24 protein-coding genes and 2 pseudogenes are annotated in these 26,089 nt (G+C 64.5%); 16 read left to right on the top strand and 10 right to left on the bottom strand.

The features are described from left to right. From nudC to MTX23_RS03250, 5 genes are all read left to right on the top strand, one after another. A complete protein-coding gene (nudC, locus tag MTX23_RS03270; protein WP_280975208.1) occupies positions 1 to 951 on the top strand; it encodes an NAD(+) diphosphatase in 951 nt (316 codons plus the stop codon). A 75-nt stretch (positions 952 to 1,026) separates the two neighbouring features. Further along, a complete protein-coding gene (locus tag MTX23_RS03265; RefSeq protein WP_280975207.1) occupies positions 1,027 to 1,977 on the top strand; it encodes a sugar kinase in 951 nt (316 codons plus the stop codon). Positions 1,978 to 2,053: 76 nt separating this feature from the next. Further along, positions 2,054 to 2,554 (top strand): Lrp/AsnC family transcriptional regulator, encoded by a 501-nt coding sequence (locus tag MTX23_RS03260; protein ID WP_280975206.1) that lies wholly within the window; start codon positions 2,054 to 2,056, stop codon positions 2,552 to 2,554. 96 nt (positions 2,555 to 2,650) lie between these two features. Next, entirely contained in the window at positions 2,651 to 3,019 is a 369-nt protein-coding gene (locus MTX23_RS03255) for a hypothetical protein (RefSeq protein ID WP_280975205.1), read from the top strand. A gap of 124 nt (positions 3,020 to 3,143) precedes the next feature. Further along, positions 3,144 to 4,469 (top strand): methyl-accepting chemotaxis protein, encoded by a 1,326-nt coding sequence (locus MTX23_RS03250; protein ID WP_348637544.1) that lies wholly within the window; start codon positions 3,144 to 3,146, stop codon positions 4,467 to 4,469. Positions 4,470 to 4,617: 148 nt separating this feature from the next. Here the strand turns inward: MTX23_RS03250 and MTX23_RS03245 are convergent, their stop codons facing one another. The 7 genes from MTX23_RS03245 to MTX23_RS03215 all read right to left on the bottom strand — a co-directional run bounded on the left by MTX23_RS03245 (position 4,618) and on the right by MTX23_RS03215 (position 13,212). Further along, complete coding sequence (locus tag MTX23_RS03245) at positions 4,618 to 6,117, bottom strand: phosphomannomutase/phosphoglucomutase (protein ID WP_280975203.1); 1,500 nt, start codon at positions 6,115 to 6,117, stop codon at positions 4,618 to 4,620. 138 nt (positions 6,118 to 6,255) lie between these two features. Further along, positions 6,256 to 6,537 carry a HepT-like ribonuclease domain-containing protein gene (locus tag MTX23_RS03240; RefSeq protein ID WP_348637543.1) on the bottom strand — a complete coding sequence of 94 codons (282 nt, stop codon included), beginning with the start codon at positions 6,535 to 6,537 and terminating at the stop codon, positions 6,256 to 6,258. Positions 6,538 to 6,593: 56 nt separating this feature from the next. After that, positions 6,594 to 6,890 carry a nucleotidyltransferase family protein gene (locus MTX23_RS03235; RefSeq protein WP_280975202.1) on the bottom strand — a complete coding sequence of 99 codons (297 nt, stop codon included), beginning with the start codon at positions 6,888 to 6,890 and terminating at the stop codon, positions 6,594 to 6,596. A gap of 62 nt (positions 6,891 to 6,952) precedes the next feature. Next, complete coding sequence (locus MTX23_RS03230; protein ID WP_280977963.1) at positions 6,953 to 7,471, bottom strand: TIGR02281 family clan AA aspartic protease; 519 nt, start codon at positions 7,469 to 7,471, stop codon at positions 6,953 to 6,955. A 188-nt stretch (positions 7,472 to 7,659) separates the two neighbouring features. Beyond that, on the bottom strand, positions 7,660 to 9,111 hold the full coding sequence (locus tag MTX23_RS03225) for an NCS1 family nucleobase:cation symporter-1 (protein WP_280975201.1): 1,452 nt from the start codon (positions 9,109 to 9,111) through the stop codon (positions 7,660 to 7,662). A 123-nt stretch (positions 9,112 to 9,234) separates the two neighbouring features. Beyond that, a complete protein-coding gene (gene hrpB, locus MTX23_RS03220) occupies positions 9,235 to 11,772 on the bottom strand; it encodes an ATP-dependent helicase HrpB (protein ID WP_280975200.1) in 2,538 nt (845 codons plus the stop codon). A 120-nt stretch (positions 11,773 to 11,892) separates the two neighbouring features. After that, a complete protein-coding gene (locus tag MTX23_RS03215) occupies positions 11,893 to 13,212 on the bottom strand; it encodes a UDP-glucose/GDP-mannose dehydrogenase family protein (protein WP_280975199.1) in 1,320 nt (439 codons plus the stop codon). Between the two features lie 178 nt (positions 13,213 to 13,390). Here MTX23_RS03215 and MTX23_RS03210 point away from each other — a divergent pair, with 178 nt between their 5' ends. From MTX23_RS03210 to MTX23_RS03175, 9 genes and pseudogenes are all read left to right on the top strand, one after another. Then, a complete protein-coding gene (locus MTX23_RS03210) occupies positions 13,391 to 14,458 on the top strand; it encodes an acyltransferase family protein (RefSeq protein ID WP_280975198.1) in 1,068 nt (355 codons plus the stop codon). Between the two features lie 246 nt (positions 14,459 to 14,704). After that, positions 14,705 to 15,316 carry a sigma-70 family RNA polymerase sigma factor gene (locus tag MTX23_RS03205; RefSeq protein ID WP_280975197.1) on the top strand — a complete coding sequence of 204 codons (612 nt, stop codon included), beginning with the start codon at positions 14,705 to 14,707 and terminating at the stop codon, positions 15,314 to 15,316. A 509-nt stretch (positions 15,317 to 15,825) separates the two neighbouring features. Next, positions 15,826 to 15,960 (top strand): annotated as a pseudogene (locus MTX23_RS36340) (cytochrome c biogenesis protein CcdA); the annotation flags it as partial. Further along, a pseudogene (locus MTX23_RS03200) lies at positions 15,959 to 16,090 on the top strand (thioredoxin); the annotation flags it as partial. The pseudogenes MTX23_RS36340 and MTX23_RS03200, both read left to right, overlap by 2 nt. 230 nt (positions 16,091 to 16,320) lie before the next feature. Continuing rightward, on the top strand, positions 16,321 to 17,727 hold the full coding sequence (locus MTX23_RS03195) for a cytochrome ubiquinol oxidase subunit I (RefSeq protein ID WP_280975196.1): 1,407 nt from the start codon (positions 16,321 to 16,323) through the stop codon (positions 17,725 to 17,727). Continuing rightward, positions 17,724 to 18,734 (top strand): cytochrome d ubiquinol oxidase subunit II, encoded by a 1,011-nt coding sequence (cydB, locus tag MTX23_RS03190; RefSeq protein ID WP_280975194.1) that lies wholly within the window; start codon positions 17,724 to 17,726, stop codon positions 18,732 to 18,734. Before MTX23_RS03195 ends, cydB begins: the two co-directional genes overlap by 4 nt. Continuing rightward, positions 18,734 to 18,862, top strand: a complete 129-nt coding sequence (locus tag MTX23_RS03185) for a DUF2474 domain-containing protein (protein WP_280975193.1) — start codon at positions 18,734 to 18,736, stop codon at positions 18,860 to 18,862. Before cydB ends, MTX23_RS03185 begins: the two co-directional genes overlap by 1 nt. Positions 18,863 to 19,024: 162 nt before the next feature. Further along, positions 19,025 to 19,618, top strand: coding sequence for a L,D-transpeptidase (locus MTX23_RS03180; protein WP_280975192.1), 594 nt, complete (start codon positions 19,025 to 19,027; stop codon positions 19,616 to 19,618). Between the two features lie 54 nt (positions 19,619 to 19,672). After that, complete coding sequence (locus MTX23_RS03175) at positions 19,673 to 20,710, top strand: amino acid ABC transporter substrate-binding protein (RefSeq protein ID WP_280975191.1); 1,038 nt, start codon at positions 19,673 to 19,675, stop codon at positions 20,708 to 20,710. 171 nt (positions 20,711 to 20,881) lie between these two features. On the opposite strand, the gene MTX23_RS03170 is transcribed toward MTX23_RS03175, so the two are convergent. Continuing rightward, entirely contained in the window at positions 20,882 to 22,021 is a 1,140-nt protein-coding gene (locus MTX23_RS03170) for an acyl-CoA dehydrogenase family protein (RefSeq protein WP_280975190.1), read from the bottom strand. Between the two features lie 183 nt (positions 22,022 to 22,204). Next, positions 22,205 to 23,389, bottom strand: a complete 1,185-nt coding sequence (locus MTX23_RS03165; protein ID WP_280975189.1) for an acyl-CoA dehydrogenase family protein — start codon at positions 23,387 to 23,389, stop codon at positions 22,205 to 22,207. 167 nt (positions 23,390 to 23,556) lie between these two features. Here MTX23_RS03165 and MTX23_RS03160 point away from each other — a divergent pair, with 167 nt between their 5' ends. Next, positions 23,557 to 24,102: a carboxymuconolactone decarboxylase family protein gene (locus MTX23_RS03160; protein WP_280975188.1), complete on the top strand. Its 546-nt coding sequence runs from the start codon at positions 23,557 to 23,559 to the stop codon at positions 24,100 to 24,102. A 142-nt stretch (positions 24,103 to 24,244) separates the two neighbouring features. Further along, positions 24,245 to 24,739 (top strand): VOC family protein, encoded by a 495-nt coding sequence (locus MTX23_RS03155; protein WP_280975187.1) that lies wholly within the window; start codon positions 24,245 to 24,247, stop codon positions 24,737 to 24,739. Between the two features lie 80 nt (positions 24,740 to 24,819). Here MTX23_RS03155 and MTX23_RS03150 read toward each other — a convergent pair whose 3' ends face one another. Continuing rightward, complete coding sequence (locus tag MTX23_RS03150) at positions 24,820 to 26,037, bottom strand: MFS transporter (RefSeq protein WP_280975186.1); 1,218 nt, start codon at positions 26,035 to 26,037, stop codon at positions 24,820 to 24,822. Positions 26,038 to 26,089 lie beyond the last annotated feature (52 nt).

The raw sequence follows: 26,089 nt of genomic DNA, 5'->3' as shown, positions 1-26,089 counted from the left end.
ATGTCAGCATTCGACAAGTTTCCGCTCGGGCAACCGGCCTTCGTCACACACGTCCTGGATCGTGCCGCGCATCTGCGCACCAATGACGAGAAGCTGTTCGCGCTCGAAGGCCACCGCGAAGCCCGCGCCTATGTGATCTACCGCGACTCCCTGGTGGTGAAGCAGGACGCCGACGGCCCACGCGCGCTGCTGTCGTTCGAGGAGGCGCGGAGCTTCGGCGCCAACCCCGGCACGATCTTCTTGGGGCTACGCGACGGCGCGCCGATCTTCGGCATGGGTATCGCCCCGCAGGCCGCCGAAAAATTGGTCGGCCGCAGCGACGTCACCGTGACCGAGTTGCGCGGCATGGCGATGCAAGGCGCCGTCCCGGCGGAGCAGCTTTCGGCGATCGCCATGGCGAAGTCGATGGTGACCTGGCATCAGCGCCACGGCTTCTGCCCGAACTGCGGCACGCGCACCGCGATGAGGGACGGCGGCTGGAAGCGCGAATGCCCGAGCTGCAAGACCGAACATTTCCCGCGCACCGACCCGGTCGTGATCATGCTGGTCACCTACGGCGACAAGGTACTTTTGGGCCGTCAGAAGCAGTTCATGCCCGGCATGTATTCCTGTCTCGCCGGCTTCGTCGAGGCGGCAGAGACCATCGAAGACGCGGTGCGGCGCGAGATTTTCGAGGAGTCGGGCATCCGCTGCACCGACGTCAATTACTACATGACGCAGCCCTGGCCCTATCCGTCATCCCTGATGATCGGCTGCACCGCGCGCGCCACCAACGAGGACATCGTGGTCGACCGCACGGAATTGGAGGACGCCCGCTGGTTCAATCGCGACGAGGCGACGCTGATGATCAAGCGGCAGCATCCCGACGGCCTCGCCGGACCGCATCCGTTCGCGATTGCCCATCACCTGCTCGGACGATGGGTGCATCACGGAGACGCGTCGGGCAAATAGCGGGAACCGGACATTGCCCCTCCAGATGAGATCCGGGCACAGCGGCTCTGGCAAAACCATCATGACGGGCCCCGCATGAATTTTCAGACCGGAGCGCCGAAAATTCCGCCGCGCATTCTCTGCATCGGCATGCCGGTGCGAGACCTCACCTTCAGCGTCAGCGGTGTGCCGGCGCGCGGCTGCAAGGAAAATGCCACCCATTTCGACCAGATCTGCGGCGGCAACGCGCTGAATGCCGCGATCGGCATCGTGCGGCTGGGCGGCCGCGCCTCGATTTGCGGGCCGATGGGCGATTCGGCGGAGACGTCGAGCCGCTACATCTTCGACAAGCTTGCGCAGGAGAACGTCGAGACCCAGCACCTCGTGCACATGGCCGATCTCGCCACGCCGATCTCGGCCATCATGATCGATCCGAGCGGCGAGCGCACCATTGTCACCTTCCGCGACCCGGAGCTCTGGAACGTGAAGCTGCCGCCGACCGAGCTGCTGCTGGAGGACTGCGCGGCGATCCTGACCGAGAGCCGCTGCGCACCGTTCTGCACCGAGCTTTGCGCCGAGGCCGTAGGGCGCGGCATTCCCGTGGTCGTCGATGTCGACCGCGCGATGTCGATGAGCGAGGACCTGCTTGTTGCCTCGACCCATCTCGTCTTTTCCAGCGACTCGCTGCAGGAGACGGCAGACATCACCGACGACGGCCAGGCTCTTCAGAAGATCGCCAGGCTCACCCCGTCGTTCCTGGCCGCGACGCGCGGGCCGCGGGGCACAATCTGGCTGAACGAGAAGGGTGAGCTGGAAGAAACCCCCGCCTTTCCGGTCCACACCGTCGATACGCTCGGCGCCGGCGACATTTTCCACGGCGGGTTTGCGCTCGCCCTGACCGAGAAGCAGGAGCTCCGGCAGGCGCTGCGATTTGCCTCCGCAGCCGCAGCGCTGAAATGCACCCGCTTCGGGGGCGCTTATGCCGCACCGCAACGTGCTGAAGTTGAAGCGTTTTTGGACCAGCACCAGGAGGCACGACCGGCCTAGGAGAGCAGGAACCACTTGCCAGAGAAGATTTTTCTATATATGACGGATATCAACCTATCATATGGAACTTTCTTCTATGACTGACGTCGCCGTTCATATTCACCAGGATAGCCGCCGCCTCGACGCCATCGATCGCAAGATCCTGACCGTCCTGCAGGAGGACGCCTCGCTCTCCGTCGCCGAAATCGGCGACCGGGTCGGACTGTCGTCGACGCCGTGCTGGAAGCGCATCCAGCGGCTGGAAGCCGATGGCGTGATCCTGCGCCGGGTGGCGCTTGTCGACCAGAACAAGATCGGGCTGGGGATTTCGGTATTCGTCTCGGTCGAAAGCGCCGACCATTCGGACGCCTGGCTGCGCAAATTCGCCGACGCCGTGAGCGCCATGCCCGAGGTGATGGAGTTCTACCGGATGGCCGGCGACGTCGACTACATGCTGCGCGTCGTGGTCGCCGACATGCAGAGCTACGACATCTTCTACAAGAAGCTGATCAGCGCCGTGCCGCTGAAAAACGTCACCTCGCGTTTCGCGATGGAAAAGATCAAGTCCGTCACCGCGCTGCCTGTGCCGGCGGCGTAACCGCCGAGGCCCATCACCACACGGCACCGCGCCCCCAGGTAGTTGGCTGCCGCAGCGTTTACCTGAAGTTAGCGCAGCTCGCGATATTCTCCCGCCATGGAGCCGGGGGACATCATCCCGTTGACGCGATGGCCTGCATGGCTGGGCGCGGCCGCGTTGCTGATCGCGAGCTGGATCGGCATCGCTGCACTGTCGTTGCAGGTGCGCGCAGGCACGGAAGTGGTCGCGGTGGCCTTTCCACCATGGTGGGGGGCAAGGCGAGCAGTTCTGGCCGCCGCATCCGCCCATGCGTCGATCGTTCGGATGACGGCCGTTCCGACGCTGCTGGTGGTGCGGCCCGACCGCGATGGCGGGCTGAACCGACTGTACAAGGCCGGTGCCTGGCTGACCGTCGATCCGAAGGCAGTCGCTGCCTGCATCGGGGCCGATGACGAATTGGGGATTGGGGATGACCTTCGAAGGTGATGACGTGGCGGTCTTGCGCGAGACCGCCAGCAAGATTCTGCTTGTGGTGCTTTGGCTGCACGTTCCGATCGCAGCCGTCATTGGCCTCGCGCATCACTCCGACTGGCTCATGCCGACCGCCTTCATGGCGGCGATGGCGCTATCCGCGACGGCGTCGTGGCGCATTTCGGGAAACGGCGCGGCGACGCGCATGATCGTCGCCGTCGCCCTGATGGCCGGCGTGTCGATGCTCGTCTTTCAGTTCGCCGGCCACGCCTGGCAGGTCGACATGCACATGTACTTCTTCGCCGCCCTGGCGTGCCTGGTCGCCTATTGCGACTATCGGCCCATCGTCGCCGGCACTGTGGCAGTCGCGCTGCATCATCTGACGCTGAACTTCATTCTCCCGGCCGCCATCTATCCCGGCGGCGCCGATCTTGGCCGTGTGGTTCTCCATGCCGTCATCCTCCTGATCGAGGCCGGTGTTCTGATCTGGCTCGCGCACACGCTCGCCCACCTGTTCAAGACGACGGCCGAGAAGGCGACCGAGGCCGAGGCTGCCAGCGCTGCGGAAGCGCGCGCCAATGCCGATCGTCTCGAGGCCGAGCACACCAAGCAAAAGCGGGATGCAGCAAGACGCGAACTCGCCGCCGGCTTCGAGCGCAAGATCGCCGGTGTCGTCGAGGCCGTCGCGGCGGCAGCGCGCGCGATGCAGGCGCTCTCGGCATCCATGGACGGGAGCAACGCGGAAACCATGCGCCAGGCCACCGCAGCCGCCTCCGCATCGGCGCTGGCATCGACCAATGTGGAAACCGTGGCGTCGGCGACCGAGGAGCTGACCGCTTCGATCAACAACATCGCCGAGCAGGTGACCCGCTCCACCCGGATCGCCGCCAAAGCCGCGGGGGACGCGCGCCGCACCAATACCGTCGTGGATAGCCTCGCCGCCGGCACCCAGAAAATCGGCGAGGTGGTGACGCTGATCCAGAGCATCGCCAGCCAAACCAACCTGCTGGCGCTGAACGCGACGATTGAGGCGGCTCGTGCCGGCGAGCACGGACGGGGCTTTGCGGTGGTCGCGAGCGAGGTCAAGGCGCTGGCCAATCAAACCGCCAAGGCGACCGAAGAAATCGCAGCGCAAATTCAGGATATCCAGACCGCGACTGGCGAAGCCGTCCACGCCATCGAGGCTATCGGCGGCACCATCGCCGAAATCGACCAGATCTCCGGCGAGATCGCGGCTGCGGTCGATCAGCAAGGCATGGCGACTCGGGAGATCTCCGGGAACCTGCAGCAGGCTGCCGACCGCACCAGGGATGTGAGCAAAGGCATCCTGAGCGTCAACCAGGCATCCGAACAGGCCGGCAAGGCAACCGCACAACTCCTCGATGCGGCCAACGGCCTGTCGTCCCAATCGGAGTGGCTGAAGTCCGAGCTCGACGGCTTCCTGGGCTCGCTGCGGGCGGCGTGAGGCGCCTGTTGCCGATCCACTCAACTGTCGTCGCCCGCGAAGGCGGACGATCCAGTATCCCAGAGACGGCCGTTTTCGACGGAGAAGCCGCAGCGTACTGGATCACCCGCATGCGCGGGTGATGACAGGCTTGCATGCGGCAATTCCGCTAAATCTTCTGATTGTATTCGCCGACCTCGGGATGCGTGCGCAGCACGGAATCCATCGCTTCGAACATGTCGCGCATGCGTTGCTCGCTGACGGGGCTTTCGACGACAACCACCAGCTCCGGCTTGTTCGAGGATGCGCGCACCAGACCCCAGCTGCCGTCCTCGGCGGTGACGCGCACGCCGTTGACGGTGACGAGATCGCGGATCGGCTGGCCGGCGACCTCGCCGCCCTTCTGCACGAGCTGCTCGAAGTGCTTCACCACCGCATCGACGACGCCGTACTTCGCCTCGTCGGCGCAATGCGGCGACATGGTCGGCGACGACCAGGTCTTCGGCAGCGCGTTCTTCAAATCGGCCATCGACTTGCCGGGGGCGCGGTCGAGCATCTCGCAGATCGCGATCGCCGAGACGAGGCCGTCGTCATAGCCGCGGCCGAACGGCTTGTTGAAGAAGAAGTGGCCTGACTTCTCGAAGCCAGCGAGCGCACCCAATTCGTTGGTGCGGCGCTTCATGTAGGAATGGCCGGTCTTCCAATACACCGTCGTCGCACCCTGCTTTTGCAGCACGGGGTCGGTGACGAACAATCCGGTCGACTTCACGTCGACGATGAACTGCGCGTTTTTGTGGATCGCCGACATGTCGCGCGCCAGCATCACGCCGACCTTGTCGGCGAAGATCTCCTCGCCGGTGTTGTCGACGACGCCGCAGCGGTCACCGTCGCCGTCGAAGCCCAGGCCCACATCGGCCTTGTGCGCCAGCACCGCATCGCGGATCGCGTGCAGCATCTCCATGTCTTCGGGATTCGGATTGTACTTCGGGAAGGTGTGATCGAGCTCGGTATCGAGCGGGATCACCTCGCAGCCGATCGCCTCCAGCACCTGCGGCGCGAATGCGCCCGCCGTGCCGTTGCCACAGGCCGCCACGACCTTCAGCCTGCGCTTCAGCTTCGGGCGGTCGGTGAGGTCGGCGATGTAGCGCGCCGGATAGTTCTCGTGGAATTGGTAGGAGCCGCCGGCCTTGTTCTTGAACTCGGCGTTGAGCACAATCTCCTTCAACCGCGCCATCTCATCGGGGCCGAAGGTGAGCGGACGGTTGGCGCCCATCTTCACGCCGGTCCAGCCGTTGTCGTTATGCGAAGCGGTGACCATCGCAACGCAGGGCACGTCGAGGTCGAACTGCGCGAAGTATGACATCGGCGTGACGGCAAGCCCGATGTCATGCACCTTGCAGCCCGCCGCCATCAGGCCCGAGATCAGCGCATATTTGATCGAGGCGGAATAGCCGCGGAAATCGTGGCCGGTGACGATCTCCTGGCGGACGCCGAGCTCCGCGATCAGCGCGCCGAGCCCCATGCCCAGCGCCTGCACGCCCATCAAGTTGATTTCCTTGTTGAACAGCCAGCGCGCGTCATATTCGCGAAACCCGGTCGGCTTCACCATCGGCTCGGATTCGAAGGCATAGGTATTCGGGACCAGCGCGGATTTCGGCTTGGGGAACATTGATCGGCCTTATCGTCGAGTGCGGAGGAACATCGCCGCAGCCATAGCGAATGCGGCGCCTGAGCGAAAGATGAGACTGGTGGCTGGTGGCCGACAATTGCGGCAGAAATGGCGGTGACCAGACGGAGCAAGACCGGCCTATCCGGTCAGACGCACGATCTCCTGCTCGACCACCGCTCTCAAGGGCGGCAGCGCAAGCTCAACTGTGTCCCAGACGAACTGCGCAGCAACGTCCTCGTAGTCGTGCCGATAGACGTTGCCGGCCCCCGCCATCTGTTTCCACACAATCCCAGGGTGTCTTGCCTTGAGATCGGCCGGAAGGCGTCGCGATGCCTCCGAAATGATTTCCAGGCAGCGCGTTTGCTGCGTAGACGGATCGAATGTCCGCCTTAAACGTCTGACGATCGAGACCTTCGACAAACTTCGTCGCAAGGTCGACGTGATGCAGAATATCGAGCAGTGCGCCTTCAGCGCGATCAGAAGGCATAGATGGCGTCGGCCGTAGCCGTGGGTCGGACATGCGATTTCAGGGCGTCACGATTGACCACGTCAACGGGCCCATCAAAAAGTCCCGAGATATACTGCTTGAGATCAACGTAGTCGAAGATTGTTAGTCGGGCGCTCGGATCGATCTCGATCATGATGTCGATATCGCTGTCCGCGCGGTGATCGCCCCGCGCGACCGACCCGAATAGGGCAGCATGCGTCACGCCCCGCCGGCGCAAGGCCTGCTCAGAACGGCGTAACGTATCAATCGCATCGGAACTGTTCATAAGCAAAATATAGCACGCTGGGGCAGCAACCGGGAGGGCAATCTCCACGCGAGCCGGTTGGCTTACTGTTCTAGAACCAGACGGCCGTTGGCATATTCGAAGCGCTTCAGCTTCGACAAGAAGGACAGGCCGAGCAGGTTTTCCGACAACGCCTCGTCGGGCAACACCATGGCATCGACGTCGCGCACGATGAGGCCGCCGAGTTCGATCATGGCGATGCGGGCGCGCGCGGCCTTGATGGTGCCGTTGGCAGTGGTGACGCGTGAGGTGTAATCACCTGGCACAGGACGCAGGCCGAAGCGCGCGGCGGAGGTCTCGTTCAGCGCAACCACCGATGCACCCGTGTCGACCATGAAGCCGATGCGCTGGCCGTCGATGCGGCCGTCGGTCGCGAAGTGACCGCGAGCGTCCGGCGGAATCGTCAGCGTGCGGCCGCTGGTCGGCGCCATCGTGACGGCGGGGCTCACACTCTTTTGCGCTTGTGCGGTGGTCGCGGCGGCGGGCGTCATCTTGCTGGCCATCTGTGCCATGAACGTGCCCAGCCCGATCATGATGGCCGCGAAAATCATCAGGTTACGCATGACACCAACTCGGAAAGCCGAAAATGCAATTTGACCACGCCGGACACCCCGCCGCGAGTGACGTCGTGGGACCAAGCCTTTCATTTTGATGAAAAGGATGAGCGAAGGGTTAATGCGAACCAACGGAAACCCGGTCGAGGCGGCCGAGCGGCATCGATTGCCTCGTCCCGGAGTGCCTCGCGATCGTCTCAGGCGGCCTTCGCGACCGGGCTCGGCATCACGGCGTGCAGCGCGTAATAGACCGCGCCGGCGATCGCAACACCGAAGAACCAGCCATAGACCGCCCACCAGGACGGCAAGAGCGAGGTGAAGTTCGGCAGGATCGACGAGAACAGCGCGCCGACTGCCGCGGCGACGAGCGCGCTGACGTTCCAGCCGCTCTGGAAGCGGTATTCACCATCTTCCTGGTAGAGCGCCGGCACGTTCACCCTGCCCTTCGCGATCAGATAATAGTCGACCATCATGATCCCGAAGATCGGCCCCATCGTCGCGCCGATCAGCCCGACGAATGAGGCTGCGCTGCCTTCCCATGGCGCGAAGGGATACAGCACGAGCGCAATCAGCGCCGCGATATAGCCGCCCTTCTTGAAGTCGATATGCCGCGGGAACACGTTGGAGAAATCGAACGCAGGCGATACAAAATTGGCGACGACATTGATGCCGAGCGTCGCCACCGCAAAGGTGACCGCGGCCAGCAACGCCAGGAACCAGCTGTCGAACTTCGCCGAGATCTGGTCCGGATGCAGCAGCACCTCGTGATAGACGTTGAACGCTGCGATCGTGGTGACACCGGCGACCAGGGAGAACAGGATCAGGTTGACCGGCAAGCCCCAGATGTTGCCCTTGCGGAGCACCGTCGCATCGGGCGCGTAGCGCGAGAAGTCGCAGAAGTTGAGATACAGCGCGGCGAAATAGGTGATCCAGGTCGCCGCGACCGCGCAGAGCGCGGGCAGCGTGCCGGGCTCGCCGGGCACGCCGGCATCCTTGGTCTTCTCCAACAGCACATCCTGCGGAATCGGCGCAGTGAGCGAGATGCCGCCGGCGGTGATGCAGAGATAGATCGCGAGGATCAGCATCATCAGCCACACGGCGGGTCCCGCCCAGTCCTGGAAGCGGCGTACCGTTTCCATGCCGCGCTGGATGATCAGGAGCTGCAGCGCCCAGATCACGACGAAGCAGATCACCTCTAAGCCGGAATGCCCAAGCACATGGGTGGACTGGTGAAAGGACTTGAAGGCGTCGATGCGGGTCAGGAGCGCGACGATCGCGCCCGATGCTGCCGCCGTCTGCGCGCCGTACCAGAAGCAGGCAACGACGGCGCGCACCAGCGCCGGGAGGTTGGCGCCCCAGACGCCGAACGACGCGCGGGCCAGCACCGGATAGGGCACGCCGGTCTTCACGCCGGCATTTCCGATCAGGCTCATCAGGAAAAAGATCACCAGCGAACCGACGCCGATCGCTAGGATGAAGTTGACGAAGCTGCCGCAGAGCAGGAACAGGCTGGCCGCGAGATAGTAGCCCCAGAGGCTGTGGACGTCAGAGGTCCAGACGTTGAAGATGCTGAAGGCGCCCCAGTTGCGTTCCCTGGCCGGCGCCAGATCCTCATTGTAAAGCGATGGCGATGCGTTTTTGATCTCCAAGGCGGCCTCCCCGAGGTGCAAGCCTGTGATCCCGACGCACAAATCTAACCACCGTTTGCGGGCGCCCGCCAGCGCAACGACCGAGGATGATCGGGAAAAGTGGCTCCCGCCGTTCGAGACCGATTAAGTGCCGCGCGGCTTCACCCGCCGGGTCGGCATCGCACTGGCGGGATCCTCAGGCCAAGGGTGGCGCGGATAACGGCCGCGCAGGTCGGATCGAACAGCGGCGTAGCTGCCGCGCCAGAAACCCGGCAAGTCGCGCGTCACCTGCACCGGCCGCTGCGCCGGCGACAGCAGTTCCAGCACCAGCGGCACCGCGCCCTTGGCGATCGAGGGATGGGTGTTGAGCCCGAACAGCTCCTGCAGCCGTACCGCGATGGTCGGCCCCTGCTCCGCCTCGTAGTCGATCGCAAGCTGCGTGCCGGTCGGCGCCTCGAAATGCGTCGGCGCCTCGCGATCTAGCCGGGCCCGCAGCTCCCATGGCAGCAGCGCCATCAACGCATCAGACAGGTCTCCGGCGGAGAGATCCTTCAGCGCGGTCTTGTCGTACAAGGCAGGCACCAGCCAGTCGTCGGCGCAGGCAGCAAGCGCGGCATCGGACAGGTCGGGCCAGCTCTCGCCCTCAGCCTTGCGCAGGAACATCACGCGGTCGCGCCATTGCTTCGAGTGCTTCGACCAGGGCAGCCGGTCGAGGCCTGCGGCGATCAAGCCGTCCGCGAAGATGCGCGCAGTCTCAGCCGAGGGCGATAGCGGCATCGGCGCCTCCGACAGCGTGATCGCATGCAGCGAGCGCCGGCGGCGCGCGCGCAAGGCCATCGCGTTACGATCGAAGGTCACCTCTTCCACGATCTCGATGTGGTCGGCGAAGCGCTGCTCGATCTCCTCCTGGGTGATCGGCGCCGCCAGCAGGATGCGGCCGCTTGCGGCCGTGCCGGTCAGCTCGGCCACGGCTATATAGGGAGCGCGAGCCAGCGCCGAGGTCTGCTCGACGGCCGCGCCGCGGCCATTGGCAAGCACGAAGCTGCCATTGCCGCGGTTCTTCGCGACACGGTCCGGGAAGGCGAAGGCCAGCATGACGCCTGTGGAGAGATCTCCTTCGTCAATCGCCGCAGCCTTTGTGAGCCCCCCTCCCCGGCCCTCCCCAACAAGGGGGGAGGGAGAAGCGGAACGCGTGTCGGATCGCTCTACTTGCGCGGCCCAGCGCTGCGCCATGCTGCGCGCGCTCGTCGCACGCTGCGAGCGGTCACGGCGGAACTGATCCAGCCTGACGTCGAGATCGACGTTGTCGCCGCCGAGCCCGCGCTCGGTCAGGACGGCCGCGATCTCCGCCGCCTCGTCCGCCGCACCGAACCGCGCCGAATCCACGATCATCCGCGCCAGCCGTGGCGGCAGCGCCAGCGCGCGCAGGCTGTTGCCTTCCGCGGTGATGCGGCCGCCGCCGTCGAGCGCGCCGAGCTCGGTGAGCAGCGATTTCGCCTCCTTCAGCGCCGGCGCCGGCGGCGGATCGAGGAAGGCAAGGCCAGCGGGATCGCTGACGCCCCATTGCGCGAGATCGAGCACCAGCGACGACAGGTCGGCGGAAAGAATTTCGGGCGCGGTATAGGCCGGGAGCGACGCGGTCTGCGGCTCGTCCCACAGCCGGTAGCAGACGCCGGGCTCGATACGGCCGGCACGGCCGCGCCGCTGGTCGACTGCCGCGCGCGAGGCGCGAACGGTTTCCAGCCGCGTCAGCGCAATGTCGGGCTCGTAGCGCGGCACCCGCGCCATGCCGGAGTCCACCACGATGCGGACGCCCTCGATGGTGAGCGAGGTCTCGGCGATCGAGGTCGCCAGCACCACCTTGCGGGTACCCTTCGGCGCCGGCGCGATGGCACGATCCTGCACGCCGGCGTCGAGCGCGCCGAACAGCGGCACGATTTCGACCGAGGCGTCGTGCACGCGCTCGGCGAGCAAGGTCTGGGTGCGGCGGATTTCGGCCGCGCCCGGCAGGAACGCGAGCACCGAACCGGCGTCGGCACGCAGCGCTGTAGCGATCGCGTCCGCCATCTGGCGGTCCAGCGGCACATCCACCTTGCGGCCGAGATAGCGGGTCTCGACCGGAAAGGCGCGCCCCTCGCTTTCGACCACCGGCGCATCGCCGAGCAGGTTCGCGACGCGGGCGCCGTCGAGGGTCGCCGACATCACGAGAATGCGCAGGTCCTCGCGCAGGCCGGTCTGCGCGTCGCGCGCCAGCGCGAGCCCGAGGTCGGCGTCGAGCGAGCGCTCGTGGAATTCATCGAATAGCACGGCAGCCACGCCGTTGAGCTCGGGATCGTCGAGGATCTGCCGCGAGAAGATGCCCTCGGTGACGACCTCGATCCGCGTCACGCGCGACACCTTCGAGCCGAAGCGGACGCGATAGCCGACGGTCTCGCCGGCACGTTCACCGAGCGTCTTGGCCATCCGCTCGGCGCTGGCGCGCGCGGCGATGCGGCGCGGTTCCAGCACGATGATCTTTTTGCCTTTCGCCCAGGGCACATCCAGCAGCGCCAGCGGCACGCGCGTGGTCTTGCCGGCGCCGGGCGGGGCCACCAGCACCGCGGCATTGTGGCCGGCGAGCGTGCGGTCGAGATCATCGAGCACGGCGTCGATCGGCAGCGGCGTATCAAACCTGCACGGCAAAACCAGTCATCCGTCATCACCCGCGCAAGCGGGTGATCCAGTAACCACCATCATGCCCGGCCGCAAAGACCGGGCATACTGGATACCCCGCCTCCGCGGGGTATGACAGTGGTATTGAGGTTAAGCCCGCGGCGACGGCGCGCGGCCGACACTGTCATAGGCAAAGCCGTGCGCGGCCATGTCCTCGGGGCGATAGATGTTGCGCAGGTCGATCACGACCGGCTGCTTCAGTTCTGTCTTCAACCGATCGAGGTCGAGCGTGCGGTACTGCACCCATTCGGTGACGACGACCATGGCGTCGGCGCCCTTCACGCACTCATAGGGGTCGTCGCAATACTCGATATCGGGCAGCTCCTTGCGAGCCTGCTCCATGCCGACCGGGTCATGCGCACGCACCTTGGCCCCCATGTCGAGCAGACCGGTGACGAGCGGGATCGACGGCGCCTCGCGCATGTCGTCGGTGTCAGGCTTGAAGGTGAGGCCGAGCACCGCGATGGTCTTGCCGCGCAGGCTGCCGCCGGAGAGGCTCGCGACCTTGCGCGCCATGGCGCGCTTGCGGTTGTCGTTCACGCCGAGCACCGCCTCGACGATCCGCAGCTGCACGTCGTGGTCCTGCGCGATCTTGATCAGCGCGCGGGTGTCCTTCGGGAAGCAGGAGCCGCCGAAGCCCGGCCCTGCATGCAGGAATTTCGAGCCGATGCGATTGTCGAGCCCGATGCCGCGCGCGACCTCCTGCACATCGGCGCCGACCTTCTCGGAGAGATCGGCGATCTCGTTGATGAAGGTGATCTTGGTCGCGAGGAATGCGTTGGCGGCGTATTTGATCAGCTCGGCCGTGCGCCGAGCCGTGAACATCAGCGGCGCCTGATTGAGCGACAGCGGCCGGTAGATATCGCCGAGCATCTTGCGGCCGCGCTCATCGGACGTGCCGACCACGATGCGATCGGGAAACTTGAAGTCGCGGATCGCGGCGCCCTCGCGCAGGAATTCCGGATTGGAGGCGACGACGACATCCGCCGAAGGATTGGCCTCGCAGATCAATCGCTCGACCTCATCGCCGGTGCCGACCGGCACGGTCGACTTGGTGACGACGACGGTGAAGCCCTTCAGCGCCGCGGCGATCTCGCGCGCCGCGCCATAGACATAGGTGAGGTCGGCGTGGCCGTCGCCGCGCCGCGACGGCGTGCCGACCGCGATGAACACCGCATCGGCCTCCGCAACGGGCGCCGCCAGATCAGTGGTGAATTCGAGCCGCTTGGCCTTCACATTGGCCGCGACCAGTGCGTCGAGGCCGGGCTCGAAGATCGGGATCTCGCCCCGATGGAGCGCCGCGATCTTGCTCGCATCCTTGTCCACGCAGGTCACCTGGTGGCCGAAATCCGCAAAACAGGCGCCCGACACCAGCCCCACATACCCCGTGCCAATCATGGCAATGCGCATGAAACAACCCGCTTCCTATGGTTAACGACCCCTGGGATTCGTGCGCCTCTTAGAACATTTACCGGCCAAGGGAAACGTGGAAAAGCACCGGTCCCGCGGCATGTCATTTGTATGAATAAAGGAGAAAGCAACCGATCGGGCCGATGATGCACCCGATCACGCCGAAAACAGGACAAAGATGACCATAAACGGCACAGCCGCTGGGACAGACCGTTCCGCCAGGACCGCCGGCGGGCGCGTTGACTGGGTCGACTACGCCAAGGGCATCTGCATCGTCATGGTCGTGATGATGCACTCGGTGCTGGGTGTGGAGAAGGCCGCCGAACAGACCGGCTTCATGCATTATGTCGTGATGTTCGCGAAGCCGTTCCGGATGCCCGACTTCTTCCTGATTTCCGGGCTTTTCCTGTCGGTCGTGATCGATCGCGATTGGCGCACCTATCTCGACCGCAAGGTGATGCACTTCGGCTATTTCTATGTGCTGTGGGTGACGATCCAGTTCGGCTTCAAGGCGCCGTCGCTCGCCGCTGAATCGAGCTGGAGCGAGGTCGGGCTATTGTATCTCGAATCCTTCATCGAGCCGTTCGGCACGCTGTGGTTCATCTATCTGCTGCCGATCTTCTTCGTCGTCACGAAACTGACACGCAACATTCACCCGCTTGTCATCTGGCTGATCGCAGCAGCGCTCGAGATGACACATCTGACGACGGGCTGGACCGCGATCGACGAGTTCTGCGCGCGCTTCGTCTATTTCTTCACCGGCTACATCCTCGCCGATTACGTGTTCGCGCTGTCGGATCGCGCCCGGGCGCGGCCTCTGCTTGCGCTTCTCGGGCTCGGGCTCTGGGCGCTCGTCAATGGCGGGCTGGTGGCGCTCGAGGTGAGCGAATGGCCGATCGTCTCGCTGGCGCTCGGGCTCTCCGGCGCCTGTGCGATCATCGTGATCGGCACGCTGCTGGCGCGTGCGCATTGGCTCGATTTCCTGCGCTTCTGTGGCGAGCACTCGATCGTCATCTATCTCGCCTTCTTCCTGCCGATGGCCGCGACACGGACGGCCCTGCTGCGGATCGACGTGATCCACGACATCGGCCTGGTCTCGCTGATCGTGACCGCCGTCGGCGTCGCCGGCTCGCTCCTGATCTGGCGTCTGGCGCTGGCGGCCCGAGCCAATTTCCTGTTCGAACGGCCCGATGCATTCTGGATTGCTCCAAAAAAGGCAGCGCCCGCCTTGCAAGCGGCCGAGTAAGCCCCCGGTAGTGCCGGAAGTCACAGCCGGATTCGTTCCGACCGGGGGAGAGTCCGGCCCATCGAATTTTCCGCATATTGAAATGATTGGCCTTTTGGCCCCGAATGTTTCGTCGCCGGGGCCGCGACGAAACAATTCTCCTGCTCACGAAACCATTTTCCGCTTTTCGCGCAGACATCCGGAAACGGGGGGTAACTAACAATTCTCCCAACGAACCGCCGCCAAACGGCGAATTGGGAGCCCGTCATGCCGAACGTCATCGCCATCAACCCCGCAGCCAAGAAGCAAATTGCCGCTGCCCGCGCGACCTCGGATGAAATGCTGCTCGCGAGCATCGCCAAGGGTGACCGCACTGCGATGCACGTCCTGTATTCCCGTCACAACGTCCGGGTCTACCGCTTCGTGCTGCGCATGCTCCGCGACACCACGATCGCCGAAGACCTGGTCAGCCAGGTGTTCCTGGACGTCTGGCGGACCGCCTCCCAGTTCGAGGGCCGCTCGCAGGTCTCGACCTGGCTGCTGTCGATTGCCCGCTTCAAGGCGCTGACCGCACTGCGCCAGCGCAAGCACGAGGACATCGATCAGGAAGATGTGCTGGAGATCGCCGATGGCGCCGACACGCCGGAAATCTCGCTCGATCGCGCCACCACCAGCGAGATCCTGCGCGCCTGCGTCGCCAAGCTGTCGCCGGCTCACCGCGAGATCATCAACCTCGTCTACTACCACGAGAAGTCGGTCGAGGAGGCCGGGCTGATCATCGGCATCCCGCAGAGCACCGTGAAGACCCGGATGTTCTATGCCCGCAAGCAGCTCGCCGATCTCCTCAGGGGTGCCGGCGTCAACAGCGTCGCGGCATAAACACGAGCAAATTCAATGCATTAGGCAAATTCTAAGTGAGCCGACCAATAGTCCGCGAAACCAAAAGAGTCCGGCGACGAAACAATTGAAACACACGACGACATCGGCCCGAAAAACTCGATCGTTACACCTTTAACCAACGACGCAACGCCACCATTTACTGAACCAGTTTCGAGACCTCCCAAGCTAACCTCCCAAGTGACCTCCAACGACCCGGCCGGGATGCCCCCCAAGCCGGGTCGCTCCATTTCTAGCGGGTCCTCAAGCGAAGCAGACCCTGGTTCGCGAAGATCATCCGTTGAGGCGATGTCCGGCGTCACTGTCGGATTGATCCGGATCCGACAAGGCTTTTGGCGCGGCTTCGTGAAGTCGAGCGCGGCTCGTCTCACACGGACGTGACGGCGTGAGCGAGCGAAGCGCCGTAACAGCACGAGCTATTGCCGCGAACATCATCAGGCGTCTCCGGCACAATCCTCCGACAGGCCGGGACTTATGATGGACGGACGACGATGCTCAGCCTTGCCCTTGCGCTGCTTGCCGGTGTCGCGACCGTCGCCGCGCCTTGCACCCTGCCGATGCTGCCAATCCTGCTCGGGGTATCGATAGGCCAGACCCGCAAGGCGCGGCCCGCGATGATCGCACTACCGCAATCAGTATTGGCCCGCACAGTACATCATGGACCAGAACGGCAAGATCGTCTTCGGGCACGACGGCGAAGGGCAGTATGAGCAGATCGACCGCACCATCGCACGGCTGCTCAACGTCAACAGCTAGAAGCGCTGCGCTCGCACGAGTGGAGCAGCTATTCCGCCAAGCTGATGCCTGAACAACGAAGTGCGAAACACGATGCGATTGCACCCATCGCATCGTGTTCCTCGGACAATCCGTCCTGTATTGTCGTCACCCCCGTCGTGGTAGGGTTCACCACGGTTGGGCGCGGTCCCGAAGACGAAAGGCGGTCTTCGGACAAGATCGCGCTCCGAATGGACGACGGACGGTGCGTCATGTTCGAAGGTTGGGATGCGGTTGCGCTCGCACGCGCACAGTTTGCTTTCACGATGTCATTCCACATCGTGTTCCCCGCATTCTCGATCGGGCTTGCGAGCTACCTCGCGGTGCTCGAAGCGCTGTGGCTTGCTACCGGGCGCGAGGTCTACATCAACCTCTTCAATTACTGGCTGAAGATCTTCGCGGTGGCTTTCGGCATGGGCGTGGTGTCGGGCATCGTGATGTCCTATCAGTTCGGCACCAACTGGTCGGCTTTCGCCGACAAGACGGGCCCCGTGATTGGCCCGATGATGGCCTATGAGGTGCTGACCGCGTTCTTCCTCGAGGCAGGTTTCCTCGGCGTGATGCTGTTCGGGCTCGAACGCGTCGGCCACAAGCTGCATTTCCTGGCGACGCTGATGGTCGCGGTCGGCACACTGATCTCGGCGTTCTGGATCCTGTCGGCCAATTCCTGGATGCAGACGCCGGCGGGCTATACCGTCAATGCCGACGGGCAATTCGTCGCCGCCGACTGGCTGAAGGCGATCTTCAACCCGTCATTCCCCTACCGTCTCGTGCACATGGTGCTGGCGGCCTATCTCACCACCTCGCTCGTGGTCGGCGCGGTCGGCGCCTTTCATCTGCTGCGCGACCAGCATCTCGCCGGCCCCCGCGTGATGTTCTCGATGGCGATGTGGATGGCAACGCTGGTGGCGCCGATCCAGATCCTTGCCGGTGACCAGCACGGCCTCAATACGCTGGAGCATCAGCCCGCCAAGGTGATGGCGATGGAAGGCCACTTCCAGAGCCACAAGGACGGCGCGCCGCTGGTGCTGTTCGGCTGGCCCGATATGGCCGATGCCAAGGTGAAATATGCGATCGAGGTGCCGAAGCTGTCGTCGCTGATCCTGAAACACTCGCTCGACGCTCCGCTCGCCGGCCTCGACACCGTGCCGCGCGAGAACTGGCCGCCGGTGCCGATCACCTTCTGGGCGTTCCGCGTCATGGTCGGTCTCGGCTTCCTGATCATGGGGCTCGGCCTGTTCAGCCTCGCGATGCGCTGGCGCGGAAGAATGTACGAGACGCGGCTGCTGCATCTGTGCGCGGTCGCGATGGGGCCGGCCGGCTTCATCGCCGTGCTCGCGGGCTGGATCACCACCGAGACCGGGCGGCAGCCGTTCACCGTTTACGGGCTGTTGCGAACCGCCGATTCGGTCTCGCCGCTGGCCGCGCCTGCGGTCGGCTCGTCGCTGATCGCCTTCGTCATCGTCTATTTCGCCGTGTTCATCGCGGGCGTGGTCTACATCCTGCGGCTGATGGCGCAGCCGCCGCATCATGGCGAGCAGGGCCCGTCGCATGACCTGCCGGCGCGCGCCGCCGGCATCACGCCGGCCGCAGGCGCTGCCGTGGAGGGCGCACGATGAGCGTCGCCGCAGACCTCGCCACGATCTGGGCCTTCATCATCGCCTTTGCGGTGTTCGTCTATGTCGTGATGGACGGGTTCGATCTCGGCCTCGGCATCCTGTTTCCGTTGTTCCCGCAGAAGACCGACCGCGACGTCATCATGAACAGCGTGGCGCCGGTGTGGGACGGCAACGAGACCTGGCTGGTGCTCGGCGGCGGCGGCATGATGGCGGCGTTTCCGCTGGCCTATGCGGTGCTGATGCCGGCGCTCTATACGCCTGTCATCGCGATGCTGCTCGGTCTCGTGTTCCGCGGCGTCGCTTTCGAATTCCGCTGGCGAACGCAAAAGGCGCGCAACAAGTGGGATCTCGCCTTTGCCGGCGGTTCGCTGCTCGCGGCGCTGGCGCAGGGGATTGCACTTGGTGCGATCCTGCAGGGCGTGCATGTCGAGGGACGCCAATATGCCGGCGGCTGGTGGGACTGGCTGACGCCGTTCAGCGTCCTGACCGGCGCGGCGCTCGTGATCGGCTATGCGCTACTTGGCGCGACCTGGCTTGTGATGAAGACCGAAGGCGAATTGCGCGACCGCGCCTATCATCTGAGCTGGGTGCTCCTGATCGCGATGCTCTGCGCGATCGGCGCCGTCAGCATCGCGACGCCGTTCCTGCATGTGCAGTACACCCATCGCTGGTTCGCCTGGCCGAACATCATCCTGACCGCGCCGGTGCCGATCGCGGTGGCCGCCGTCGCCGTGCTGCTGCTGCGCGCGCTGACCAACAAATACGACTATCAGCCGTTCTTCCTGTCGCTCGCGCTGTTCGTGCTGTCCTATGCAGGGCTCGGCATCAGCATGTATCCGTATATCGTGCCGCAGAGCATCACGATCTGGCAGGCGGCCGCGCCGGAGAACAGCCAGATCTTCATGCTGATAGGGGTCGCGGTGCTGATCCCGCTGATCCTCGGCTATACCGGCTGGGCCTATTGGGTGTTCCGCGGCAAGGTGCGGCCTGGACAGGGGTATCACTGATGCCGCCGGATCCTGCTCCTCGTCCGCTCGGCCAGCGCCTTCTGTGGTTTGCAGCGCTCTGGCTCGGCGGCGTCGGTACGGTGGCCCTGGTCTCTTTCGTCCTGCGACTCTGGATTGCACCGACATGAGGTTTGGCGGGCGGCCACCACGACGATCCCAAAAGGGGAAGCATTACAGCGAGATACCACCTGTGCGTGCCCGAAGCTTGCCATCAAGCTGTCACTGAGATTTGATGTTTGCGCGATTTGGATGGAGCAGCCAATTGGCTGCGCCGACAAGGAGTGCTGTGCATGACGAAACTTCGTCACCTGGTCTGGATGGTGACCGCCGCGATCGTTCTGGTGCTGTCGACGTCGCAAGGCTTTGCGCAGAGTCGCCCTGACGTCGACGAGCCCGGCCTTGTTCCCGACGATAACTACCAGCTCGATCCGGAATGGCAGAAGCAGGTCGTGTACTACCGCACCAACGAGGCGCCGGGCACCATCATCATTTCCACCGCCGAACGCCACCTTTACCTCGTGCAGGGCAATGGCCGCGCGCTACGCTACGGCATCGGCGTCGGCCGCGAAGGCTTCCAGTGGCAGGGCCTGCTGAACATCACCCGCAAGGCGGAGTGGCCGGACTGGACGCCGCCGCCGGAGATGATCGCGCGCCAGCCCTATCTGCCGCGCTTTATGGCCGGCGGCCCCGGCAATCCGCTCGGCGCACGGGCGATGTATCTGGGCACCACGGTCTATCGCATCCATGGCACCAACCAGCCCGACACGATCGGCACTGCGATCTCCTCAGGCTGCTTCCGCCTCGTCAACGCCGACGTCATGGATTTGTACGACCGCGTCCCGGTCGGCACCAAGGTGATCGTCCGGCAGAAGCCCCAACTCTAACCTCCAGCCCACCTTCGTTACCCTACCCTTTTCCCTCATTGGCGAGAGACATCCATGCGTACATTTCGAGGCGGCCTGACGATCGGGCTCGCGGTCGCCGTGCTGGTCGCGGCCGCCGCCTTCACCTATGAGCGCTACGACACACGCACGCTGAAGCGCACGCTACGCCGCGGCGAGGTGCTGTGCGGCGTCAACAAGGGCCTGCCCGGCTTCTCGATTCCCGACGACAAGGGGAACTGGACCGGCTTCGACGTCGATTTCTGCCGCGCGGTGGCGTCGGCGATCTTCGACGATCCATCGAAGGCGAAATTCGTCCCGCTCGACGCTAGCGAGCGCTTCAAAGAGTTGCAAAACCGCAAGGTCGACATCCTCTCGCGCAACTCCACCTGGAGCATGTCGCGTGAGACCAACTACGACCTCTATTTCCCGGCGGTCGCTTATTATGACGGTCAGGGCTTCATGCTGCCGCGCTCGCGCAATATCGATTCCGCGCTCGACCTGAACGGCAGCAAGGTCTGCGTGCAGTCCAACACCACGACGCAGCTCAACCTTGCCGACTACTTCCGTGCCAACAACATGAAGTACACGGAGATGAAGTTCGACAAGCTGGACGACGTCGTAAAGGCCTACGACTCCGGCCAGTGCGATACCCTGACCTCGGACGCCTCGCAGCTCTATGCGCTGCGGCTCAACCTCTCCAAGCCGAACGACCACATCATCCTGGCCGACATCATCTCGAAAGAGCCGCTGGCACCGGTGGTGCGCTTGCGCGACGACGACTGGATGATGATCGTGAAGTGGACGCTCTACGCCATGATCAACGCCGAGGAGCTCGGCGTCACATCCAAGAACATCGACGAGGCGCTGAAGTCGAAGAAGCCCGAGGTGATGCGGCTGGTCGGCACCGAGGGCAGCTACGGCGAGGACCTCGGCCTGACCAAGGACTGGGCCGTGCGCATCATCCGCCATGTCGGCAATTACGGCGAGGTCTACGACCGCAACGTGGGCAGCGGATCCAAGCTGAAGATCCCGCGCGGTATGAACCAGCTCTGGAACGCGGGCGGCGTCCAGTACGCGCCGCCGATCCGGTGACGGCGGTTTAGCGGACGCGCTCTCCCACAGCCTCAACTGTCATCACCCGCGAAAGCGGGTGATCCAGTACGCCGCGGCCTATCCGTTCAAACACGACTGCCTCTGGAATACTTGGTCGCCCGGTCAAGCCGGGCGATGACAGTGTGATGCGTGGCGACGCTTTGCGCCCGCTCAATACCCCTTCCCACGCGCCAGCTGGTCGGCGTGGAAATTGCTGTCGCCGAACAGTTCCTGGCAGACGCGGGCGCGCTTCATGAAGAAGCCGATGTCGAACTGGTCGGTCATGCCCATGCCGCCATGCATCTGCACGCCCTCCTGCACGGCCTGCGTCGCGGTGGTGCCGGCGCGCGCCTTGGCAACCGCGACCGCCGCGCCCGCCTTGTCGGCGTCGGCATCGAGCGCCTGCAGCGCCTTCAGCACAGCGGCGCGGGTGATCTCGATCTCGATATAGAGCTGGGCGGCGCGATGCTGCAGCGCCTGGAATTCACCGATCGCCTTGCCGAACTGCTTGCGTTCCTTGAGATAGGTCACGGTGCGGACGAACACCTCTTCGCTCAGGCCCACCATTTCGGACGCGACCGCGCCACGGCCGACATTGAGCACGCCCTCGAGCAGCCCAAAACCCTGGTCGATCTCGCCGAGCACGCTGTCGGCATTGACCTCGACATTGTCGAACACGATGCGAGCCGCATTGTGCGAATCGACCATCGCGGTACGCTCGACAGCGAGCCCCTTGGCCTTCGGATCGACCAGGAACAGGGTCAGCCCGTTCTTGTCGCCGGCGGCGCCCGCCGTGCGCGCGGCGACGATCAGCAGATCGGCGGTGTGGCCATCGACCACGAACGCCTTGTCGCCCGAGAGCTTGAAGCCGTTGCCGGAACGCGCTGCCTGAAGCTTGGTCTGCAGCGGGCGATGCTTGGCGCCCTCGTCGATGGCGAGCGCGACAAGCAATGAGCCATCGGAAATCTTCGGCAGATACTGCGCCTTCTGCGCCTCGCTGCCGCCACGCGTCAGCGCCGATGCCGCCACCACGGACGTCGCGAGGAACGGCGACGGCATCAAGGTGCGGCCGATCTCCTCCATCACGATGCCGGCCTCGACGCAGCCGAGCCCGCTGCCGCCGAACTTCTCCGGCACCAGCAGGCCGGAGAAGCCCATCTCGGCAAAGGTCTTCCAGAGCTCGCGGGAGAAGCCGGTGGCATCCTTGCTGTCGCGCAGATGGCGCAGATGCGACACCGGCGCCTTGTCGCTGATGAGGCCGCGCGCGCTGTCGCGCAGCATGGATTGTTCTTCGGTGAGGACGAGAGCCATTGATGGGTTCCGAATCTACGACGATGAATTTTCTGACGGTTGAACCCCCTCCCCCTAAAGGGGGAGGGTTGGGGTAGGGGTCTTCCGCTTGCTCCGTGCTTGCTGCTGACCCCCGCCCGTCGCGCTCAGGAGCGCAAAAGCGCTCCCGTGCGCGCCGACCTCCCCTTCAGGGGGAGGTGAAGATCACGCTCCCGGCAAATCGAGGATACGCTTGGCGACGATGCCGAGCATCACCTCGCTCGTGCCGCCCTCGATCGAGTTCGCCTTGGTGCGCAGCCAGGCGCGCGGCCGGGCGCCGCCCTTGGAGCGGTCGCTTTCCCATTCCAGCGCATCGATGCCGCCCGCCGACATCAGGATCTCGTAGCGGCGCTTGTTGAGCTCGGTGCCGTAATATTTCATCGCCGACGAGAACGCCGGATGAGACTGCCCGGCCTTGGCGAGATCGACCGCGCGCTCCGCGGCCGCGGCGAGTGCCGCTTCATCCACCTCGAAGGTCGCGATCTGGCTGCGCAGTTGCGCATCGTCGAGCTTCCCTTGCGCGTCCGCGCCGACGGAGTCCGCCGCGATCTGGCCGAGTGGACGGCCGATGCCGCGCTCGCCCATGCCCGAGATCATCGCGCGCTCGTGCTGCAGCAGGTATTTTGCGACGTCCCAGCCGCGGTTGACCTGACCCACGACATGCGACTTCGGCACGCGCACATTGTCGAAGAAGGTTTCGCAGAACGGCGAATAGCCCGAGATCAACAGGATCGGCTTGGTGGACACGCCCTTCGACGTCATGTCGAATAGGATGAAGCTGATGCCGTCATGCTTCTTCGCCGCCGGATCGGTGCGGACCAAGCAGAAGATCCAGTCGGCATAGTTCGCGTACGAGGTCCAGATCTTCTGGCCGTTGATGATGTAGTCGTCGCCGTCGCTCTCGGCGCGGGTCTGTAGCGAGGCGAGGTCGGAACCGGCGTTCGGTTCGGAATAGCCCTGGCACCAGCGGATCAGGCCGGCGGTGATCTTCGGCAGATGTTCCCGCTTCTGTTCCTCGGTGCCGTATTTCAGCAGCGCCGGCCCGAGCATCGAGACGCCGAACGAGGTGAGCGGCTGCCGCGCGCCGATCGCCGCCATCTCCTGGCGCACGATCTTGGCCTCCTCGCCGTCGAGGCCGCCGCCGCCATATTCCTTCGGCCAGTGCGGAACGGTCCAGCCCTTGTCGCGCATGCGCTCGAACCAGACGCGTTGCGCTTCGGAGGAGAACTTGGCGTTGCGGCCGCCCCAGAACGTGTCGCCATCCGACGTCATCGGCTTGCGCATCTCCGGCGGGCAATTCTGCTCCAGCCAGGCGCGGGTCTCACTGCGGAATTTCTCGAGGTCAGCCATTGTGCGTTTCCGGTCAAAAATCGACGAATTGAAATCGACCTTAGCCAGCGCCCCGTGGAATTCAATATGTCTTGCGACCGCGCCATGCTCTGCTGTCGGTGGTCACTTTGCCGGATCGGGTGTATGCGCGAGATGGGGTAACGATTGAAAAGCAAGAGGAAACGGACATGCGGCTCAAACTCCTTTCGCCTGGCGAAATGAACGCCGCCCAAAAAGAAACCTATGATGAGTCGATCGCCGGCAAGCGCGGGGCCCCGCCGGCGCCGATGATGGCTTGGCTCAACAGCCCGGAGATGGCGCGGCATGCCACGCGCCTTGGCGAGGTGCTGCGCTTTGACACGATCTTTCCGGCAAAGCTGTCGGAGATCGCGATCCTCGTCACTGCCCGGCACTGGACCGCGCATTACGAATGGTATGCGCACAAGCGCCTGGCACTGAAAGGCGGCCTCGACCCGAAGATCATCGAAGACATCCGGGTGCGACGCGTCCCGACCTTCGACGATCCCAAGGCCAAGATGATCTACGAGCTCGCCAAGTCGTTGCACGAGGGCCACGGCGTGGCCAAGCCGCTGTATGACGAGGCGGTCGAACTGTTGAGCCTGCGCGGCGTCGTCGAGATCATCGGGTTGTGCGGCTACTACACCATGGTGTCGATGACGCTGAACACGTTCGAGTTCGAGGTACCCGGCGGCGAACTGTCGGAACTGGCATAAGTAGCGGGCTCCGGCCCGCAACTGAGACGCTTCCGGAAACCTTGGGTTTCCGGATCGACCGCCCTTCGATCCGCGGATTCTGATTATATTAGGTTTAGAGGCTTCCCGCGGGTGGGAAGCCACACGCCAGCGGAGCCAGAACGTGTCGCAGACCCCTCCCATCATCGCGGGCACCCGGATCGGGCATGTCCATCTCAAGGTCGCCGATCTCGATCGTGCGCTGGGGTTCTATTGCGGCGTGCTCGGCTTCGAGCTGCAGCAGCGCATGGGTTCCGGCGCGGCCTTCATCTCGGCCGGTGGCTATCACCACCACATCGGCCTCAACACCTGGGAGAGCAAAGGCGGGCATCCGCCGCCGCCCGGCACCACCGGCCTGTACCACACCGCCATTCTCTACCCGAGCCGCCCAGCGCTCGCCGACGCGCTGCACCGCGTGCTCTCCGCCGGCATTCCGCTCGACGGCGCCAGCGATCACGGCGTCAGCCAGGCCCTATACCTGCGCGATCCCGACGAGAACGGCGTCGAGCTCTACTGGGACCGGCCCGAGGCCAAATGGCCGCGCACGGCCGACGGCAAGCTCGCGATGTTCACCAGGCGGCTGGACCTCGAGGACCTCTTGAAGCAGCGGGCGGCATAATTCCGTAGCCCGGATGAGGCGCAGCGCAATCCGGGACTTGCGCTCGCTGGGACAAATTCCGCACCGCAAAGCGACGTCGGCTACGGTCTCCGGTGGATCATGATCGCGACGGCCGCGATCAGCTCGAGACCGACGCAGCCATAGAACGGCGGCGTGTAGCTGCCCGAAAGATCGTGCAGCAATCCGATCACGCCGGGGCCGAAGGAATAGGTGATCTGGTTGATCGCCGTGAGCAGGCTGACGAGCACGCCGAACGCGCGCGGATCGAACTCGCGCTGGACGATCAGCGACGGCAGTGTGATCACGTTGCCGACGGAGAAACCGAACAGCCCGCAAGCGGCGATCTGCGCGACATCATTGTGCAGGTTGATGATGACGAGCAGCGCGACGGCCTGGCTGGCAAAGGACAGCGCCGATGCCAGCCGCTGGTTCAGCCGGTCGATCACGAAGGAGAAGGAGACGCGGCCGACCACCGCCATCGCGGTCAACAGTGCGATCGCGACCGTGGCGCGCTCGCGCCCGATCACCTGATCCAGGAACGCGATCAGATGGACGATGAAGCCGACCTGGGCAAACAGCACCAGCGCAAATGCGACCGAGACCGAGAGGAAGTTGATGTCGCGCAGCGCCCGGGTGCGGACCTGCGTTGCCGACGGCGCGTCCGCCGCAGCCAACGTGACCGCGTGGAGATGAGCCGGCGGCGGCCCGACGAAGATCAGGGTCACCGGCACCATCACCGCGACCAGCAGCGCGGCGGCGGCGATCATCGCGCCCGAAAAGCCGAACGCGCCAATTCCCGCGACCAGCAGCGGCACGCCGACGATGCCGCCGAAGCTCGCGCCATTGAGCGCAAGACTGATCGCCATGCCGCGCTTCTTGTCGAACCACAGGCCGAGCGTGTTGGTGATGATGGCGAGGCTGGTGCCGGCCCAGCCGAAGGCGAGCAAGGCGTCCGCGAGGTAGAGCTGCCAGGGCTCGCGCACCTCGCCGACCGCGACAGAGGCGACGGCCATCGCGAGCGTGCCCGCGATCAAACATTTGCGCGGGCCGAACGCCTTGATCGCCTCGCTGACGAAGGCAACGAGCGCCGCGCCGAACAGGTAGAAGAACGTCGTGCCCGAGGAGATCAGCGACGCCGGCCAGCCGTGCAGCCGCTGCAGCTCGGCGACATAGACGCTCTGGCCGTAAAAGCCGAGCCCCCAGCCGAAGGTTGCAAGCAGGAAGCAGACGACGACGATGCGCCAGCCCTCGTAGCGCAGCGAGGTCTCATCGGGCGGGGTGTATGAGGATGCGTCCATTTTGTTGCTCTTGCTTCTCACATCGTCATGACAGGGAATTGCCGGTTCTGAC

The sequence above is a fragment of the Bradyrhizobium sp. ISRA436 genome (genome assembly GCF_029910015.1).
Taxonomy (GTDB): Bacteria; Pseudomonadota; Alphaproteobacteria; order Rhizobiales; family Xanthobacteraceae; genus Bradyrhizobium.
Note: the sequence above shows the minus strand (reverse complement) of the source record. Positions and strands in the feature narration are given on the sequence as shown.